Origin of the sequence: Flavihumibacter profundi (assembly GCF_020076305.1) — a bacterium.
GTDB lineage: Bacteria > Bacteroidota > Bacteroidia > Chitinophagales > Chitinophagaceae > Flavihumibacter > Flavihumibacter profundi.
Window position 1 is genome coordinate 356,086 of sequence record NZ_JAIQXE010000004.1, and the last position, 19,343, is coordinate 375,428.

Annotated in this window: 12 protein-coding genes; all 12 read right to left on the bottom strand. The window is 45.7% G+C overall.

Translation table 11 applies throughout. From position 1 onward, the window contains the following. Positions 1-2 precede the first annotated feature (2 nt). Positions 3-5,693, bottom strand: a complete 5,691-nt coding sequence (locus LAQ65_RS19805; protein ID WP_224118752.1) for a type I polyketide synthase — start codon at positions 5,691-5,693, stop codon at positions 3-5. A 94-nt stretch (positions 5,694-5,787) separates the two neighbouring features. Continuing rightward, entirely contained in the window at positions 5,788-7,095 is a 1,308-nt protein-coding gene (locus LAQ65_RS19810; RefSeq protein WP_224118753.1) for an LLM class flavin-dependent oxidoreductase, read from the bottom strand. Beyond that, positions 7,092-8,816: a fatty acyl-AMP ligase gene (locus tag LAQ65_RS19815; protein ID WP_224118754.1), complete on the bottom strand. Its 1,725-nt coding sequence runs from the start codon at positions 8,814-8,816 to the stop codon at positions 7,092-7,094. The genes LAQ65_RS19810 and LAQ65_RS19815 overlap by 4 nt, the downstream gene beginning before the upstream one ends. A gap of 194 nt (positions 8,817-9,010) precedes the next feature. Next, a complete protein-coding gene (locus LAQ65_RS19820; RefSeq protein ID WP_224118755.1) occupies positions 9,011-9,742 on the bottom strand; it encodes a DUF6629 family protein in 732 nt (243 codons plus the stop codon). A gap of 66 nt (positions 9,743-9,808) precedes the next feature. Beyond that, on the bottom strand, positions 9,809-10,810 hold the full coding sequence (locus LAQ65_RS19825) for an NAD-dependent epimerase/dehydratase family protein (protein ID WP_224118756.1): 1,002 nt from the start codon (positions 10,808-10,810) through the stop codon (positions 9,809-9,811). Next, on the bottom strand, positions 10,807-12,453 hold the full coding sequence (locus LAQ65_RS19830; protein ID WP_224118757.1) for a fatty acid CoA ligase family protein: 1,647 nt from the start codon (positions 12,451-12,453) through the stop codon (positions 10,807-10,809). Before LAQ65_RS19830 ends, LAQ65_RS19825 begins: the two co-directional genes overlap by 4 nt. Continuing rightward, the gene (locus tag LAQ65_RS19835; RefSeq protein WP_224118758.1) at positions 12,450-13,334 is read right to left on the bottom strand and encodes an alpha/beta fold hydrolase; all 885 of its coding nucleotides are present in this window, start codon (positions 13,332-13,334) and stop codon (positions 12,450-12,452) included. Before LAQ65_RS19835 ends, LAQ65_RS19830 begins: the two co-directional genes overlap by 4 nt. A 16-nt stretch (positions 13,335-13,350) precedes the next feature. Beyond that, positions 13,351-14,811, bottom strand: coding sequence for a hypothetical protein (locus LAQ65_RS19840; protein WP_224118759.1), 1,461 nt, complete (start codon positions 14,809-14,811; stop codon positions 13,351-13,353). Positions 14,812-15,088: 277 nt separating this feature from the next. Then, complete coding sequence (locus LAQ65_RS19845) at positions 15,089-15,811, bottom strand: hypothetical protein (protein ID WP_224118760.1); 723 nt, start codon at positions 15,809-15,811, stop codon at positions 15,089-15,091. A gap of 539 nt (positions 15,812-16,350) precedes the next feature. Next, positions 16,351-17,445 (bottom strand): sulfotransferase family protein, encoded by a 1,095-nt coding sequence (locus LAQ65_RS19850; protein ID WP_224118761.1) that lies wholly within the window; start codon positions 17,443-17,445, stop codon positions 16,351-16,353. A 96-nt stretch (positions 17,446-17,541) separates the two neighbouring features. Beyond that, entirely contained in the window at positions 17,542-18,936 is a 1,395-nt protein-coding gene (locus tag LAQ65_RS19855) for a hypothetical protein (RefSeq protein WP_224118762.1), read from the bottom strand. Between the two features lie 21 nt (positions 18,937-18,957). After that, a complete protein-coding gene (locus LAQ65_RS19860; protein ID WP_224118763.1) occupies positions 18,958-19,320 on the bottom strand; it encodes a high-potential iron-sulfur protein in 363 nt (120 codons plus the stop codon). Between the last annotated feature and the right edge of the window lie 23 nt (positions 19,321-19,343).

The window sequence follows — 19,343 nt, forward strand, 5'->3', positions numbered from 1 at the left end:
AATTAGGTGTTATTTGCAAGTAGTCGCTGGGCTTCCTCCTCACTCATTTCTTCTATCTTGCTCAATATTTCCGCCTCTAACATTTCCGCCAGTCGTTCAATTGTGAAAGCCTTGAAGGCGTCTTGCGGGTTGATACGTATTCCAAAATTTTTCTGGGCCAATGATAAGATTTGTGCGGCGAGCACTGAGTCTCCGCCCAATTCAAAAAAGGAGTCATGAACGCCGACCCGATCGATATGCAAAGTGTGCCGCCATAACTCTGCGAGTTTGCGCTCAATTTCACTCCGGGGTGCAACATACTTCTGGCGTAATTTAGGTCGCGCATACAGACGGGCAACATGGGTATCGTTGCCGCCAACTTCGGCAAAGAACGGCATAACTGCAGCTGTCGGATACAACTCCAGTAAATTACTCAACTCAAAAGGCAGCACAATAATCTGGGGAGTTGGTTCCGCAAGCAGTTGTTCCAGGATTTCCAAACCCTGATCAATTTTTATCACCTTGATAAGATGTTGCGTTGAAGCGTTTTGTTCTTTAAGTCTGTCGGTCGCTTCCGCAGCCAATCCAACTTCAGCCCAGGGGCCCCAGTTGATGCTGATTGCCGGAAGTCCCATATTGCGACGATAATAAGCCATTGCATCAAGGAAAGAACTTGCAGCCGCATAATTCCCCTGGCCCGGAGATCCGAGCACTGAGACAACTGACGAAAAGAGAACGAAGAAATCCAAAGGGACGTTTACAGTTGCCTGGTGAAGGTTCCACGTGCCATTCACCTTTGGAGCCATGACATTTTTCATCCGTACCGTATCAAGATTGAGGAGGGAACCATCATCCAACACACCTGCTGCATGGACTACTCCCCGCAGCATTGGCATATTTTGTTCGATGTCCTTAAACACCTGTTCCACCTGATCCGCATCGCTTACATCTGCTTGTGCAATTACAACTTCAATCCCTTCATCCCGCATCTGTTCCACTATACACATCGCCTCCGGAGATGGCTCACTCCTACCCAATAGAACCAGGTGCCGGGCTCCCCGTCCTGCCATCCATTTTGCAGTTGCGAGCCCCAGTCCTCCCAGGCCACCCGTAATCAGGTACGTACTATCTGCCCGCAATGAAACAGCCGGAGAGCTGGACGAAGTTGAGTGCGTGAATGGCAAAAGCCGAAGCACAAAGCGAATACCCGCACGAAAGGCGATTTGATCTTCATGATCATCTAATGAAATTTGTTTTAAAAGTAAAGGAACAGCCTCATCATTGGACTGGTGACGATCAAGATCAATTCGAATACAATTGAGTTCGGGAAACTCGAAGCTTATCACCTTCCCAAGACCCCATAACGCGGATTGTTCGACTGCGATCGGCTCACCGGATTTAACGGATTGCGTGCCTCTTGTCACTAACCATAAACGCGGTAATCCGGCAAGACGCCTGGCCAAAGCCTGCACGATCAGTAATACGCTGTTACAGCCGAGCATTTGCATCATATCCTTAGTCTCTAAAACATCCGAAGATGGCTTAGGTATTGAAAGACTCCATAAATGTATAACGCCGTACAATGGTGAGGGTGTTTCTTGTAGGTGTTTCTCTATTATTTCAAGGAATGCTCCTTCATCAGCATTATCAAGGTTTTTGATCACCTCATTGCAGAGCAACAGGTGACAGCTATCACCAATTATTTCCAGCTGTTTAGCCAATGCTTCGCCTAAACCTTCATCGTCTGCAAAAATCAACCACTGCCTTTTTTCCGGCAAAGTACCCGACGTAGTCCCTGGCTGCTCCTGGACCTGCCAGCGTAATTGATACAACCAGGTATCTTGCCTGGAAAGGAGATGGCATTTACGCCTACCGGTAAGCTGCAGCCGAAATCCGATGAGTTCGGCAACGATTTGATTGTTTTCATCGTACAACCTGATGTCTGCATGAATGACGTCAGTACCTGATGCAGGTTCAGATTGCAGGGATACATGACTCCATATAAGCTTATCAGGTCGCGAGAAGAACCGGATGCACTTGCATCCGGTTGGGATGTAAAGACTCTGGTCAGCAGAAGCACTTTGTGTCGCAGCCAGAACCTGCAGGCAGGCGTCTAATAGTGCAGGGTGTATTTGATAATCACCTATATCATATTGTAATGATTCGGGTAACCTGATACGAGCTATGGCCTCGTTATTTTTACACCATGCGTATTCGATGGCCCGAAAACTTGGTCCATATTGAATGCCGCGTTCTCTTAACTTTTGGTAAAACTCTTCTCCGGAAAAATTCGCTGTGCTTAGTTGACGGATCACATCGGGTGGTGTCCCAAAGGTTGCTACCAAACCAACGGCTGTCTGATGCTTTTTTAAAGTAACAGAAGCATGTAGCACCCAATTTTCTCCAGGGCCGGTTCGACTATAAACGCTAAACAAGAAGCTGCCTTCTTTACCAGGAGACAATAGCGCCTGAATCGATCTGGGTTTTCCGTTTTGTAAAATCATTCTCTCTTTGAAAACAAAATCAGAAAGCTCATGTGAATTATTTAGACCTGTTTCCTGGGCAGATTGTAACGCCATTTCAATATATGCTGTAGCAGGAAGCAGGATCTCATCATCGATCCGATGATCTTCCAGGAACCTCAGAACCCTATTATCGATCTCTGTTTGCCATATAAAAGTAGAAGGTGAATTTGCCAGGTTCATTCGGTCACCCATCAACGGATGGGAATTCCTGCCTTCCTCCTTGGCCCGATGCCAGGGGTTTTTCGAACTTGCTGGCTTTGCATCAATCCAATAACGTTGCCGCTGCCATGGAATCGAAGGAAGATGGACATATTTCCCGCCGGATGGATAAAACTTGTCCCAGGCAATCGAAAATCCTTCGGTATAAAGTGCGCCTAAAGATCCAAGCAGGGCTTCACGCTCAGGTTCTTCCCGGCGTAATGAAGGAAGCAACCTGACATTCGGGTAACGGAACTGCAATGATTGTTCTATGGCACCAATCAGAATGGGATGGGGACCTATCTCAATAAAAGTGGTATGCCCACTATTTAGCAATTGCCCGATCGTATCTGAAAATAGTACAGGTTTTCTGAGATTATCCATCCAATAGTCAGCATCGAAAGTGAGGTCGTTCCCGAGGGCACCCGTCACCGTCGAATAGATGGAAATCCTTGCAGATTGAGGATGCAATCCGTCCAATGCCTGGAGCAATTCGGAACGCAAATCATCCATTTGCGGACTGTGGGATGCAACATCAACATTTACCAATTTGCAAAAGAGATTTTGGTGCTGTAAGGAAACCATGATTTCTTTCACCGCTTCAGGATCACCGGATAACACGGTTGATGTAGGACTGTTGATCACAGCGATGGCAATATCATTGCCGTATCCCTTTAGCCATTCTTTGGCCTGGTCCGGCGATAACTCAGTCACTAACATACTGCCGCGACCGCGGGACTGCTTCAGGATCTGACTGCGAAGGCATATTACCCGTGTTGCGTCTTCCAGGCTTAATACGCCGGCAATATGTGCAGCGGCCACCTCACCCATACTGTGTCCTACTACCGCATCCGGTTTTATACCCCATGACTGCCATAGCGTGGCAAGAGCAACCTGAATGGCAAATAGCACTGGTTGAACTACATCGATTTCTTCGAGTCGTGATTCCGATCGTTCTGCGCGAAGTACGTCTATCAAAGACCACGTAACATGTGCCTGAAAAGCATGATCGATTCGTTCTATGGTTTTATAAAAAACCGGTTCCTGTTTTAGCAGTTCGCGGCCCATACCATACCACTGCCCACCCTGTCCCGGAAAAACGAATACAAGCTTGAGTTGACGACCTGGAACCACGCTACCCAGAAAAATACCGGGGTCTTGCTCTCCCCTTAAGAAAGCCGCAAGGCTGGTGCACAATTCCTTCCTGGAATTACCAATTGCCGCCAAACGGCAATCATACTGACTACGTCTTAAACCTGCTGCATAACATATGTCCTTTGTTGAGACAGAAGAATCAGCGGCAAGTAATTCCTGGAAAGTACGGGCGAGGGATTGCAGCGTTTCAAAGCTATTGGCTGACAGCGGGAGCAGGTGGCAACCGGAAGCAGTTGAATCAATCTGTTCACTATCTTTTTCATCTTTCTTATTTTGGCCTGCTTCACGCACTACGACATGTACGTTGGTTCCCCCAAAACCAAATGAGCTCACCCCTGCTATCGCTGGGCCGGAGCCCGAAGGCCATGAAGTCAACTCGTTTTGAACCCGAAGATGAAGTTCATCAAAAGGAATATGTTGATTGGGGGATTGATAATGAAGGCTGGGAAAAATCGTTCGATGTTTGAGGGACAAAATAACCTTTATTAAGCCAGCAATTCCGGCCGCAGCTTCCAGGTGTCCGATGTTGGTTTTTAAGGAGCCAATTTCACAAAGTCCATTTGTACGATTTACACCAAACACAGCACCGAGGGCTTTCGCCTCCATCGAATCACCTAACAGTGTTCCTGTGCCATGGGTTTCTACATATTGAACGCTTAACGGAGAAACTCCTGCAGACTGGTATGCCTCAAGCAACAATGCTTCCTGTGCTTCCCTACTTGGGGCCATCAATCCATTCGTACGGCCATCCTGATTCATGGCGCTACCTAAAATCAAACCATAGACAGGATCCCCGTCAGCCAAGGCAGATGAAAGCGGTTTAAGTACAATCACACCGCCACCTTCACCACGAACATAACCATTCGCACGGGCGTCGAATGCTTTGCATCGGCCGTCTGGAGCCAATACACCGGCTTTGGTAAAAGCGATCGAGTGCGCGGGCGACAAAATTATATTTACGCCACCCGCAAGTGCCATTCCGCACTCACCACTCCTTAGGCTTTGGCAAGCCAAATGAACCGCGGCCAGGGAGGAAGAACAAGCCGTATCAATGGCCATACTAGGTCCATGGAAATCGAAAAAATAAGAAATGCGGTTAGCCGCAATAGATAGAGCATTTCCAGTGCCTGAATGGCTGGTAATCAGGGAAGGATCACCAAATTGAAGCTGACTGTATTCGTTTATGGAAATGCCTATGAATACACCTGTTTTAGTGCCAGCGAGATTGGCTTGAATCTGACCTGCGTCATCAAGGGCTTCATAGGATAACTCCAACAGCAATCGTTGTTGCGGATCCATGTATTCAGCTTCCATTGGCGAAATGCCAAAAAAGAAAGGATCGAACTGATCAATGCTGTCAAGAAATCCTCCCCAATATGAAATTGCTTTGCCAGGAACTGCTGGATCGGGATGATAAAACGCATCCTTTTGCCATCGATCACCCGGAACCTCGGAGATCGCATCGGTACCGGTGCGGAGTAATTGCCAAAAAGATTCGGGATCATTTGCTCCTGGAAACCTGCATCCTATACCAATGACAGCAATCGGTTCTGCAGCAGTATCCGGAAATGAATTAGAGGGTAAGGCGGGCGACTTGTTTTCTGCAGGCACACCCAGATAACGGGAGAGCATCTCTATGCTGGGGTACTCATAAGCCAGGGTGGGCGAAAGACGGCGGCCAAGCAACTCTTCCAGGTCGCCTGAAAGCGTTACAGCATCGCGTGAGGATAGCCCATAGTTCGCAAAAGGATCATGAATATCAATTGTATCCGGAGCAATATGCAACAGCTCCGCGACGTGAGTAATCAACCAATCTTGAATTTCTCTTGTGTTCAATATATCGTCAGTTAACAGGAAGAAAAAAGTTACTTAACAAATTACCTTTTTCTTCCTGATCTCAATAGATCCTGGTTTCTTTTTATTTTGTATGCTACTTCTTTGAACGCTTTCCACCCACCTGCATCTGCCAGAATGCAGTCATACCCGGACGCCGATCGGGAGCGCCTTGTGGATTTTCGGTACTCATTTGATTCCACAATAGTGGATAAGCCTCAATTGGCGGCACGTCTTTCATGTTCTCAAGTTGCTGAATATGACGCTGCGCCTCATCAATGAATGGCGACAAGATATCGCGCTTCACTTGTTCCCGTTTTGCCTCCCTGTCTTTAAATTGCGGCAGGACTTCTTTCGCAAAAAGTTCCATGGACGCACAAATATGCTCATGACGATAGTTTCCGCTTTGTTGTAAAAGAATCAATTGGTCTACACCGGCTGCTTCTAAAGCGGAAAAATTCTCAATCAGTAGCTTCGGGCTTCCTATCCCTCCCATGCCGGCTTTCTTTCGTTCGCGTTCCATTCTTTCAATAACAGATACCGGTCTCTGTTTAAATTCATTCCACAAATTGGTATGGCCAGGAACGTGGGTGCCGTCGCGCCAATAATGACCTAATCCGAATGCAAAAAACTGGGCTCCTTCCTGGCCTCGACTGATCGCCGTTTCATTATCCTGATCACACATAAACCCTGTGAGCATAGCCACATTCGGATTCACTGCTTGTCCAATAGGTGTGCACTTGCTTTTGAAAGATTCATAATACTCATCAACCCAAAATTTCGCTTCTTCTGCGTTTACAAAAGCGAACGTTAGCGCTCCCATACCCAGATGGGCAGCCAGTTTTACACTGTCCCGGTTCGAACAAGCAGCCCAAATTGGAGGATGAGGTTTCTGCAAAGGTTTCGGGACCACGTTCCTGTGGGGCATAGAAAAGTATTTTCCCTCGAAACCGGGATAAGGATTCATGCACATCATTTTTACGGTCTCCTCTACAGCCTCAGCCCACATGGCACGTTTGTCAACAAAGTCAACGCCAAACCCTTCAAGTTCCATGCGTGACCCCGACTCGCCGGTGCCCCACTCCACGCGTCCACCACTTAGGATATCGAGTGTAGCAAGCCGTTCCGCAATTCGGGCCGGATGATTAAACTTAGGAGACATCGCAACAATTCCATGTCCGAGGCGGATGTTTTTGGTCCTTTGACTACAAGCTGCCAGGAAGACTTCGGGGGCAGAGGAATGACAATACTCTTCAAGAAAGTGATGTTCTTGTGCCCAGACAAAGTCAATGCCTAGACGATCCGCTAACTCTACCTGTTCCAGGGCTTCCTGAAAAATTCTTGATTCATCCCCTTGATGCCAGGGACGGGGCAATTGCAGATCGATAAATATGCCGAATTTCATGTTAATATGATTTCGTTCAAGGTTCCAGCTAAGTAGTTTGTTTTACAGAGATAGTGTTTTATTTTACCACTGGCAGTTTTTGGTATGCCACCAGGTCTGGTAAGTCTGATATCATCGACATGAAGATCATGATGCACCGCGACAGCTTTGCGGATGGCCATTATGATTTCTTCTGCTTTCACATCAGGATTCTGCTCAATCTCAGCAATGATGATGATTCGCTCACCTTCAGAATTATTAATCGAAAAAGCAGCAGATCCTGCCTGCCGGATAGCTGGATGGGAACTTTCTACCGTTCTTTCTATGTCATTGGGATAGTGGTTATTGCCATCAGAAATAATGAGGTCCTTGAGACGTCCGGTAATAAATAACTCCCCTTCATGCAAAAACCCAAGATCCCCGGTACGCAGGAAAGGCCCTTCCCCGCTGTTAGACAACCGCGCACCAAAAGTCAACTCAGTTTCGGAAGGCTTATTCCAATAACCATGCGCGACACTGGGTCCACTTACCCAGATTTCTCCGACCTGATCCGCAGGGCATAGTGTCAGCGTTCCTGTATCAACAATCCTTATCTTCTGATCGGACCCGTTTTGCCCACAACTTACCAGTGTCCGGGTATCCTCCCTCCTGGTCGGAGAAATTATTACCTGATTTTGTTCAAGCCCCGAACTCATCAGATTTTGGATCACTGGTGACCTGCCTTTTGGTCCTCCCATAACCATTAATGTTGCCTCAGCCAAGCCGTAACAAGGCAAAAAGGCCTCGCGGCGAAAACCACAAGGGGCAAAGTAATCTGCAAACTGATCCAATGATTTGTGATAAACCTGTTCAGCACCATTAAATGCAACTTCCCAACAGCTGAGATCAAGTAGTTCTCTTTGTTCGGGTTTGATCTTCTTCATACATAAATCGTATGCAAAATTAGGTCCCCCACTTGTTGTGGCACGGAAACGGGAGATTGCTTGTAGCCAGCGATATGGACGTTGCAAAAACATCATATGCGGGATCAATGTGGCCGGGTATCCCGTGTAGAGCGGTTGCAAAATTCCCCCCACGAGCCCCATATCATGATAGGGTGGCAACCAAATGACAGCGTGACTTTCACTTGATTGTCCAAAATACTTCTCAATAAGGCCCAGGTTATGGAGCAGATTGCTGTGACTTACCATTACACCTTTTGGTGTGGTCGTTGAACCGGATGTGTATTGGAGAAATGCAATATCGTTCCCTTCAATTTCAGGCTTTTGCCATTTCTCAGCCCAGTTATCTATTTCATTGTTGTCCGTTACCAGCAGCTTCATGTTACCAAACCCGGCCTTAACCGCTTTTTGAGAATTTATCACATCAAAGAGCGCTGAATTTAATAGAACTACAGCCGGTGCGGCATCGTCAACTATACCGAGAATTATTGGAAGCATTCTCTCCATACGGGCAGGATGAGGGGGATAAGCCGGAATAGCGATGATTTTAGCATAGAGACAACCAAAATAAGCAGCAACAAAATCCAGCCCTGGTGCAAATAGCAAAAGCGCCCGATCTCCAGCCCTGGTGGAAGACTGTAGCAAAGCTCCGATTGAACGAGCACGTCGATCCAGATCTTCATAAGTCAATACAACTTCATCATATTCTCCATCTGCCAGGTATCGATAGGCCAGCCTGTTTGGCTGATTATTTGCGCGCAAACGCAAGATATCAACCAGTGAAGTTGGCAGATGAGTCATATAAAGGCATTTTAATTGAATCACTTAATAATGAAAAAATAAAACACACCAGCTACACACATAATCGTAAGTGGTGATTCACTTGAGCAGTATACCACGGAAGCCCACTAATAAATGGATTGCAGTTCTTTATTTAATATAATAAATATATTTTGATTTTGCTTTCCGGGAAAGATATAGAAGGCAAAAAAAACTTAAGTCAGTGAAGATTTATTAACGGATTTCTTGTTGGAATTGATAACCAAAATAATCAGCAAGCTCAAAATAGCTGCAAAAAAACACCAAACAGAAATTAAATAGTCCGTGAAAAATATATAAGTAAGGATCAACGAAGCCATCATAGCTCCTGCCAGCAACTTCGTATGGCGTAAAGTGGAAAGAAACGGAGTAACAGCTATGGTTACAAAATTCAGGGGGCGCATTATATTAAGATATGGGAAATCGCGGTAATAGCGGATATGATGGTGCTCCGCAACGGCTGAAATATCATGCGTAATGAGGCAATAAAACATATATAAAGACGAAGCCCCTCCTAATAATAAAAAGTAGAACAAAATTTTTTTCCGGCGTTTATCTGTTTCCATCAACCACATAATAAGTGGAACCCAAATTGGCCAGATGGGTTGAGAAATGAATGAGTAGCCATAAAGTGCCGGCTTATAAAAGGAAGCGAAATCCGGATATTTTAAGGATAGCCACAAAAAGCCTTCAGCGATTTGATGAAAACTAAAAACAATGGGTGTACAAGCAAAAGCCAACATCCCTGGAGATTCCGTACGTTTGATAGCATATAAACCCGGACCTAAAAGGCCAGCTCCCACCGCAAAACTTGCACCTGCTGAGAAACACATAAGTAGCGTTTTAATTAACCCAGCTTGATAATTCTTCAGGTAATCATCGGCATCATTTCTTTGAATAAGAATCATCGAAGCAAAAAATAATTTTTACCTCTCTTTGAAGCTACGATTTTTATACATCCCGATCCAAAAGATTCATCGATTAGAAGCCCTTGAAACCCACGCCCGCAAGCGCTCCATTCCTTGTTCTAAAGAAACCACCACTTCGTACCCGAAATCCTGCCTTGCGGCAGAAATATCGTACCAATGTGAAGTGGAAAGTTGTTGGGCGAGAAAAAGTGTGATTGCCGGTTCAGCAGAAATCCCGAAAATCCGGTAGGCAGTTTCTAAAAACCGGCCTGCAAAGCGGGCGATTCTTGGGGACAAGTGCTTGGTAACCGGAGGGATTCCGCCGGAGGCCAGTAATTGATTGATCAGTTCTGCAATGGGTATAGGGGCGCCCTGGGAGATGAAATAGGTTTTCCCTTCTACCGGTGCCGGGTCCCGGAGCAGTTGGTCAAATGCCTGCAGATGGGCTTTGGCTGCATTGTCGATATAAATGCAGTCCACCAGGTTCTGGGAGCTGCCTAGAATTCGGAGTTTGCCTGCTTGAGACTTTTTAAATAAGCGGGGAAGAAAATGGCGGTCTTCCGGTCCCCAAATCAGGTGCGGGCGCAGGGAAACAGTTTTCAGGAAAGGGTCATTAGCGGCTATGACTAGTTTTTCCGCCATAGCCTTGGTTTTGGGATACCATGCGTCATATTTTGGGGGATAGGGAAGGCTTTCGTTATGACCTTCCGAATCTTTGCCGTCATAAACCACGCTGGGCGAACTGGTGAAGATGAGGTTGCGGATAGCCAATTCGCGGCAGGCCTTCAGTACGTTTTCCGTACCTGTGACATTGGCCAGGTAAAAATCTTTGTATTTGCCCCAGATACCCGTTTTGGCTGCAACATGAAAAACCGCTTCGCAGCCCATCATTGCCTGTTTCAACACAGCATATTCCGAGATATGACCCTGGAAATGCGTCACCCCCATTTGATCCAGCTCTGGGTAATTTCCCCGGGAAAAGGTTACCACTTCATGCCCCTTGGCGCACAATTGACGTACAATTGCGAGACCCAAAAATCCGCCGCCGCCGGTTACAAACAGTTTCATGCCAATTCATTTTTTGCCCAAACCGCCAGTTTTTCACGGATGATCTTGGCGTTATGCCGAAAGTCCACCGGAAAACCAGGATGAAAGAGCAGGGTTTTGATAGCTCCGGTCAGGGGATGCTCAGCAGCCCAGGCCAACAGTTCCGCCTTGAGTTTTGCCTGGTCGATCGGGTTACCACTTTTTTCGGGTTCCACACATAATACCGCTTTGCCATTTACCCCCACCAATGCCGTTCGGAAAACATCCGGATGCTTATTAAAAATATGCTCACACTGAGTGGAATATAGTTCCTGTTCTCCCGCTTTCACCCGATGGGCCTTTCGCCCGCAAAACCAGAGGTTTCCTTCATCATCAAAATAGCCAAGGTCGCCCATGCGGTGTCGAACCTGGTCGCCATCCCGTATCTTAGCCAGTTTTGTGGCAGTTTCCCGGTTAAAATAGCTAGTGGTGACATTACACCCCTTTACCACTATCTCCCCGATCTCACCAGGAGCCACTTTGAGGTCTTCGGACCAATTGGGAATCTCTTCGTCGCTGATGCGGATGATGGCGATTTCCATGCCCTTCACCGCTTTGCCAATACAAACCCCGAATCCGTTTCCGGTTTTCTCCTGCGTTTCCTGAAGAATCTGGTGACTCCCCACCTTGGCCACCGGCATGGATTCCGTAGCTCCGTAAGGCGTAAAAATCTGGATTCCAGGTGCCAGCATAGAAGAAAAACGCACCAAAGCTTTAGTGGAAGCAGGCGCCCCGGCAGAAATCACCCTTTTGAGACTTGGGAGTTTGACCCCATTCGCCTCCCCAAATCGCCCCACCTTATCAATAAGAGCCGGCGAACCAAACATATTGGTAATGCCAAACTGTTTTATCGGGCCGATGATGTTTTGGGGATTGACTGAAGCAGGTTTTGTGGGGTCCATGTCGGGAATAATGCTGCTCATGCCCAATGCCGGATTAAACAGGGCAAAAGGCGGGAAAGTGGGCATATCGATCTCTCCCGGCGAAAATTCAAAGGAATCACGGATCATCTCCAGTTGTGCCCTGAAATTGCCATGAGAATATACAACCCCCTTAGGCAGGCCGGTAGAGCCACTGGTGAAAATGATAGCCGCCAAATCGTGCGGCCCTGCATCAAAAAACGGTCCCGGACCTTCAGACCGGTCAAAATTCCGGATATTCTGCATTTTTTTTCCGCCCCAGAACAGCCGTGGGCCGAGGGTGACGGTTTTACGAATCGTTTTTTTGCCCCAACCAAGGAGTACCCGTGCCGCATGGGCTTTGCTGATTCCGATAAACCCCATCGGTTCGGTTTCCGTAATGCACTCCTTCATGTTTTTAATACCTATTCCCGGATCAATAAATACAGGAACGACGCCGGTTTGAAGCATAGAAAAACCAAGGATAAAAAAGTCGAAGCCCGGAGGCACCATCACCACCACCCGGTCACCTCGCTTAAATCCGGCAGCAAGCAGCCCCCGCCCTACGCAGGCGGTTTCAAAGGCGAGTTCTTTGAAAGTGATTTTTTGATAGCGGGTGATGCCGTTTTTGTCAAGGCTGTTCTTTTCCGGAAATGCAATGGCAAGTGCATCTGGCTGGGAAGCAGCCTTTTCAATGAGGGCAGAAGCAATGTTAAATGGTTTCATGGGTTTCTTAAAAAAAAGTCTAGCACCAGTTTGCCGACAGCTTCCTGCTGGTCTTCCAAAATATAATGGCCGGAGTCTTCGAATCTGTGAACCCTGGCCTCAGGCAGGTATTGCATCCAGGCCTCAAGGAAATGCCGGTCAAAAACATAGTCTTTCATGCCCCAGGCAATAAGGGTCGGGGTATTGCGGAATTGGCCCAGGCACTGCTGCATTTCAGTAACAATCCTGTATCCCGGATCACCTGGTTTAAGGGGAATGTCCTGCACAAAGCGAAGCGTGGCAATCCTGTTTTTCCATGAGTTGTAAGGAGCAGTCAGGCCATTTCTGACGGCTTTCGACAGCCTGATCCTTTTTACTCCTTCAATTGTAGCGATCCCGGCGAAGGCATTAAATGCCCGCACCAGGAATGCGCCTACCCATGTGCGAAACAACAACAGGCCAAACGGAAAACTTTTGCCCTGGGGCAGATGAAAAGCCGTAGTATTCAGGATCACGATCTTTTTGATCGAATACGGATGCCGGTGTGCATATGCCATTCCAATTATACCCCCCCAATCATGTACAACAAGGTGGATGTTTTTGGTAATGGCTTTCTTTTCGAGAAATGTCTCAAGGTCGTTCAACCGTTGTTCAAGAGTATAGTTATAGGCTGCATCATCCGGTTTATCCGAATAGCCACAGCCAATATGGTCCGGAGCCAGGCAATGAAAATGCGGGGAGAGTTTTCGGATAAGTTCCCGGTAATAAAAAGACCAGGTTGGATTGCCATGGAGCATGACAACAGGGTCACCTTTTCCTTCCTCCACATAGTGGTATTGGTGTCCACTGATGGTTTCAAAGTGGCTCTTAAAAGGATATAGTTCCGGGCTTACTCCTTTCATATTAGTTAGACTCTTTTCATTTACGACCTATGCCTATGATTTGAAGAAGTTCTTCCGGCTCAACATACACACTTATTCTGGCTAGCTGTTGACTCAGGCGAACGGTGATATGACGATACAGAATTTCGGATTCTACTCCAAACGCCCGGAACGCCTGAATCAGGTGGTGATCTTCAGTTTTATCCCCATAGACAGCCTTCATCATCACCTTTAAAGCCACATTGTTTCGAACCCGTTCCAATCTATGACCTTTCCTGAAAAGTTCATTGTAAATTTCTACACACAAATCCATATGTCTTTTTTCATCCTGCTCCGATATAGTTTTACAAATACTGCAGAACAAACTATCTGGCATGTATTCTTTTTTACCAAAGAACTCAAGGTAAGCAGCTCCTATTGCTTCAACAAGCACAGCCAGGAACATACCTGTGCCGGGCATAAACCGTGCAAGCCACATGTAGCGACCAGCACCTTTTATCAGGATAGCGGAAATAAATTCCCTGGCCTCTAACTTTTCTACCAAAAACCGCCGAAAGGTAGCCGAATGCTTTGCTTCATCCCTTATGAATGTTGTCATTGCTTCCTGGATCTCACGATGGCGTTTGTAATGGATGATGCCCATAGTTAAAGGAGCGATCGCACTTTGCTCCACTACCAGCGCGTGGTTGGCAATGTCTTTGAGTCCACGAAGTTGGCGTTTCAAAATCAGATCCTTCAACCGGGACAAATCCCTTTGATCGTCGGGTAAATTCTTAGACGCTAAAGTCCGGTGAACCAGTTCATGTGTTTCTTCCAGGTCAAACAATACCTCGGGCTCAATTGAATTAAGCTCCTTACTGATCTTCGTTCTCAGTTTCTCCGATTCGTTTTTGTTGTGTGCATCAAATTGTTTGAGATCACTTTGAACCTGATTTATGTTATTGGTCAGCCGGGATAACTGAAGGGACTGCGCCTCTCTCTCTGCATCAGTTTCCAAACGTTTAACCATTGCTCCTTCCTTAAAGAATCCCAGCCGTTGTTGTTCCTGTAAGTCCAAAAACTCACTATTAAGAATTTCAAACTGATCTTTCAACTTTGAAACAGATAATTGGAGATGCTTCAGTGGTGATTGAATCTCTAAAGCCTTATGAATTGTTGTTCTATCATAGGGAACACATTCCCCGATATCTTTCAGGGCATCTTCTTCCAGGGGAAGTTGCTCTTGCCGGATCTGAACTATTTTGCGTGCTAAAGTCTCTTCAACCATAGGTAAAACCATAAAGAGGATTCTTGAAAAATCCTTCGGGTCAAGGTTTTCCAAATGTTCTTTCAGGTTATCCCGAACGCTCTGTTGCCAATCAAATTTGGTATCCTTGCTCCAATATTTTTCCTCACTATCCTTTGTATATTGTGTGAAGTCGCGTGTAGGAGTGATGTAGTAATCCGGTCGTCCTTTGATAACTTTTTTTTGGGGAGATATATTTCGATAATCTTTCACTTTTTTGGTCGTGGATTATACAATAGCAGCACTAAAAGCCACCAAACTGTTAATGAATATACTCAATGTGCCATAAAAAAAAGCAGGAAAAAATAAAATAGCATTATCCCTTTCGAAGGGCAGGGAAGGATTGATACTTTATTTTATCAACTCGTTGATTATTTAGTGATGGGAAGAAACCATTCAAAGTTTTTTGCTTGCTTTAAAATCAGGATCTGTTGCAGAAGGTATAAACAATACAATATAGATTAACTATAAACCTCCCTCCAACCAAGGCTCAGGTAATCGTTGTGTAATGAAAGAGCCCGAGATAGAACATCACCCAATAGGCGGGCGAGACCAGCAACGCCATCTCATACGCACTGTCGTACGCAAACCCGGCGGCCTGAAAGAAATGACTCGGCATAGTGTACTCCCGTCGCTCATAGTCATAGATCTCCACCATCCTGACACCCAGGTTGTAGTTGATGACATAGAAGAGCATCACCAATAAGGAATAGGCGATTACGTAGGTGAAGGCATGCGCCCGGTATGGCGCGTGTATCAAGAACAGCGCCGTCAGGCAGCCGGTGTTGATCAGGGCAAGGAGCATGACGGCCCCGGGTCGTGTCATTGCTCGCCGACTAACAAGTGGCTCCTCCCCAGGGCCGAGACGGCGCAAGTCACGTCGATCTGCCAGCCCCATGTAGAGTGATCCAAAGCCTACCACAAGGGTCGAGCCGGCGATCCCAAACATGATCCTCCCCGCCAGGAATTGATCCGCGACGAAGAAGGCCGGAACGCAAATCGCTGGCCCATCGACCAAGGCTCGCAAGAGCAAGTCTGCCACCCGCGGCAACTTATAACCATACACATACACCACGCCCTTGCGGATGCCACTCAAGGCGAGGCCGGTCTCGATAATCAAGATGAGTATGCTGCTGGAGCAGAAGATGACAAGGTAATCGGTGCCAAACTGCCAGATGAAAACCGCGGTGACAACGAGGTTTAGAAATAGCATTTTGAGATTGGTGTTGCCGTGTCCTCTCGTGTACTTTCGGACTGAGTACATAACGGGGTTGCTTGGTTAATTGATAAATAGAAATACTATTACTTTAAATAACCAGTTAAAAATCCAGCATCGAACCCAAACTTACTGTTCATATTCAAATGCCTGCTTTTAATTTTTGGATATATATTGAATTAGGTTTAAAGGAGTTCGTAATCACAAGAAATCAAAGTCAATTTATAGCAATTCCATGTCCCCTATTTGTGCTCCGAGTTAACCAAACCCTTACCAGTTCAGCATCCCATCTGAAGTAACTTTAAAACATACTAGCACTGTTCGTCAAAACCGCTCATTAATGAATATTACGTTTTCGTATTCTAATTTAAACATAATTATGGCTTCAAAAAACAACGTTTTTTAATTGCGGACTTACACCTTTAACTGAACTTCAATATCCGTTGAAAAGTGGGCATCAATGTCATTTGAAGTCAAAACTTTTGGGGAGTGTCTATATAATGTAGTTCTGTCTATTTCATTTAAGGCTTGTAAGTTTATAAAAACGGGTAATTCCAATGGTTAATAATGGGTTCCAATTTTTCTGTAACTACTTTCCTTTCTTCTGCAGGTATTTCATGTTTTAAGCGAACAAACCTTTCCTGACGCCCGACAAAGGATCTCATCTCATTTTCACAATAACCGAAATCATCAAGACGGATCGTTTCATATATTTTTCGCATGCTTTCCAGCGGCTTTTGAATAAGTTCTTCATAGGGTATTTCAATCAATTGCCCCTCCGGTACCAGCTCCTTTTCCAGCAAGTATCGATGCATCATTTTAGCATAAGTGTCCAGGATAACCGAACTGTCGTCAACCTTCCTGGCTCCTCCCAATGCAAATATTTTCTGGGTCACTTTCCAGAATCGTTTATTGGAAACATAAACTTCATAAGGATTGCGATGAATAAAAATGAATTTTGCATCCGGGAAAAGCGAAAGCAAATGTTTTATTCTTGCAGTATTGGGAGGACTTTTAAGAACTAACTGTTTGCTTTGATTGGCCAGTGAGATTTTTTTGAGCAGAAAAATATATTCCTTTTTCCATGCTTCAAATTCAGACGCTGGAATGTTTTCGAACAACACGTATTTGTGGAAATATTCATTCATCATATTCGGGAAGAAATAGCCCCATTGTGCTCCCCTGGGGTTTATAGATGTTGTCATCGTTGCATCTTCTTCACCGGGAAACCGAAAGGATAAGGGTACCCTGTGAACAGAATCGCGGAGTTTAAAAACACGACAAATGAATTCAAATACCGGTCCAAGTATTTTTTCACTGCTCAGCATTATCTCTGGTAAAACCATTTGAAAATTCGAATGATATCCCAGGCGATCGTCTTTTGTCAATAACTGATGGAGGTAAGAAGTGCCACTGCGGTAAAAACCGAGAATAAAAACAGGATCCTTTGTTATTGTATGTTGACTGATCTTTTTATTCTGAGATACCAGTTCTATCCAGCGTAAGGGTTCAAATAGTATTGTTTTAATTAACCAGGGCAGTATATTTTTTAATCCCTTTGTTGAAACCCCTCCATTTTCAAATGTAATTTTCAGGAAAGTATAAATTGGCAAAGGGAAAAGCCGTTTCATGAAAACAGGTTTGAATTACCGCGATATAGTCCTATTGAAGGTATCGAAAAGTAGTTAAATGACCGATGCCACCTTTGTTTTCCTGTTTTTTTATTTTTACCGCAACACTTTTTTTATCGCCTTCAGCAAAATCGCTTCCGTACCAGGGGAAACCCCAGATACAAGGTTACTGGTTTCATAACCGCCCTGGGAATACGAAATTTTAGTACCGATATAACCAGGCCCGTATTCTTCATAAGCCGCAGTACAAACCTGTTCACCCGGTTTCATAGCCTGGGCCGCTAACTGGTATTCGACAAAGCTTTCACCCGGAAGATTCAGCAACCATATTTTACCCAGGCGCAGCGAAGAAACATTTACTTTTTGTCCTGCTGCAGAACGTTCATACCATGCCAGTTTTTCCGCAGCCGCCATCTTTTCCGGGACAGAAGCCTTTTCATCAGATAAAGTAGCGCGCATATTTTTTTCAATGAGGTTTTTGTTGAGCGGAAGTTTTACAGAAAGGCTTTTCCAGGCAAACGTATTACCGGTGACAGGTGTTTTTTTTGTCTGTTCCCATGCTTCCCGCATAGCGGTTTCAATGCGGTTTGCCAATACCGGGCGATTCGCTTCAGACCCGTCATTGTACTTGCCGGCAGTAATATTTCCAGAAGCCCCATTGAAATGAATATGTGGTAACCCATTTAATATTTTCTCCCTTGCATTGCGGGCTATGCCAATAAATTCACAGGTTACGTCACCCTTTCCATAATAGCTTTGCGGGTGCGTGGTGTAATAAGTCATTACCGCTATTGGCTGCAGGTTATTCCAGAAACTTACACATTTCAACCAGGGATCAATCAGTCCTTCAGGAGCTGCGATGGCAGCTGAATCTGTTGTGCTGCTCCAGCGAATGATTTCCACCTTGCCATCCTTGCCAAGTATTCGCCGGTTAGATGCCACTTTTTCAACTTTTGCCTGCCCGAAACCAATATGTGTAACGGGCTGTGCACTTTTAGCAGCTATCCTGACGGCATCGGCTACATGCTGTATTGCCGATTGGAGAAACGCTGTATCAAAATAAATCCCGCCCATTCCGTATTGTTCCAATATCCTGGCCATAGTGAAATCGCAATGCACACCATCATGCTGGTGCAGGGAATGTACAGAGACCCGGTCAACTGTTGTATTAGCTGCTTCTGCCAGCTTTTTCTGCCATATTTCCAGCCCTTCGTTCGCGATACCTATCCAGTCTACCGCACACAATACAACCGGCTTATCGCCTGAAAGAATTACAACGCCCCTTGCACTAAGCGGATCCGTTATGGATCGGGCAACTGCATAGGCAACAGGGCTGCCAATGGGTGGAGTAACATCTGTATTAAAAACCCCTACCCGTAACTGTTGTGCAAATGAAGCAGGCACTAAAAACAGGAGCAATCCCCAAATCAAAAAAATAACCGGCACAAATACACGGCTCATATTTTTGCAGGTCGTTGAAATTGTCTTCATACCGAATGTGTTTGATGCTTTTTATGATTTTCCCGATGGTGCCCAATAGGTGCAATAACCAGGTGCCGGGACAGTCCCTTTGAATAACTGGCACTTACCGCACTCTTTTCCGGGAGCAGGTGGTAACCAAAGTTTACAATTACCACAGTGCTTATCTGCGACTGGTGATTTTTTTACATACCCAAGTGATTCCCTTGCTTTAATATCGTCTTTACTCAGAACGGAATCATTGCAGGGATCATTTGTATCAACAACCCCATTTTCATTGGCAGGTTTTTTTTCCGGGGACTGGCATCCTGCTGAGAAAAATAATGCCCCCGCCAGGGTCATACCTGCGGCAATACATTTTTTAAAAAATAGCCTTCGTTCTTTTGACGCTGTCATTGCTGTAAATATTAAACCTGCTT

What these genes read in the sequence shown, in the direction of transcription:
- LAQ65_RS19810 (WP_224118753.1), bottom strand. Translation starts at nt 7,095, where the DNA reads ATGAAATTCGGCATATTTATCGATCTGCAATTGCCCCGTCCCTGGCAT.
- LAQ65_RS19815 (WP_224118754.1), bottom strand. Translation starts at nt 8,816, where the DNA reads ATGACTCATCTGCCAACTTCACTGGTTGATATCTTGCGTTTGCGCGCA.
- LAQ65_RS19820 (WP_224118755.1), bottom strand. Translation starts at nt 9,742, where the DNA reads ATGATTCTTATTCAAAGAAATGATGCCGATGATTACCTGAAGAATTAT.
- LAQ65_RS19825 (WP_224118756.1), bottom strand. Translation starts at nt 10,810, where the DNA reads ATGAAACTGTTTGTAACCGGCGGCGGCGGATTTTTGGGTCTCGCAATT.
- LAQ65_RS19830 (WP_224118757.1), bottom strand. Translation starts at nt 12,453, where the DNA reads ATGAAACCATTTAACATTGCTTCTGCCCTCATTGAAAAGGCTGCTTCC.
- LAQ65_RS19835 (WP_224118758.1), bottom strand. Translation starts at nt 13,334, where the DNA reads ATGAAAGGAGTAAGCCCGGAACTATATCCTTTTAAGAGCCACTTTGAA.
- LAQ65_RS19845 (WP_224118760.1), bottom strand. Translation starts at nt 15,811, where the DNA reads ATGCTATTTCTAAACCTCGTTGTCACCGCGGTTTTCATCTGGCAGTTT.
- LAQ65_RS19850 (WP_224118761.1), bottom strand. Translation starts at nt 17,445, where the DNA reads ATGAAACGGCTTTTCCCTTTGCCAATTTATACTTTCCTGAAAATTACA.
- LAQ65_RS19855 (WP_224118762.1), bottom strand. Translation starts at nt 18,936, where the DNA reads ATGAAGACAATTTCAACGACCTGCAAAAATATGAGCCGTGTATTTGTG.
- LAQ65_RS19860 (WP_224118763.1), bottom strand. Translation starts at nt 19,320, where the DNA reads ATGACAGCGTCAAAAGAACGAAGGCTATTTTTTAAAAAATGTATTGCC.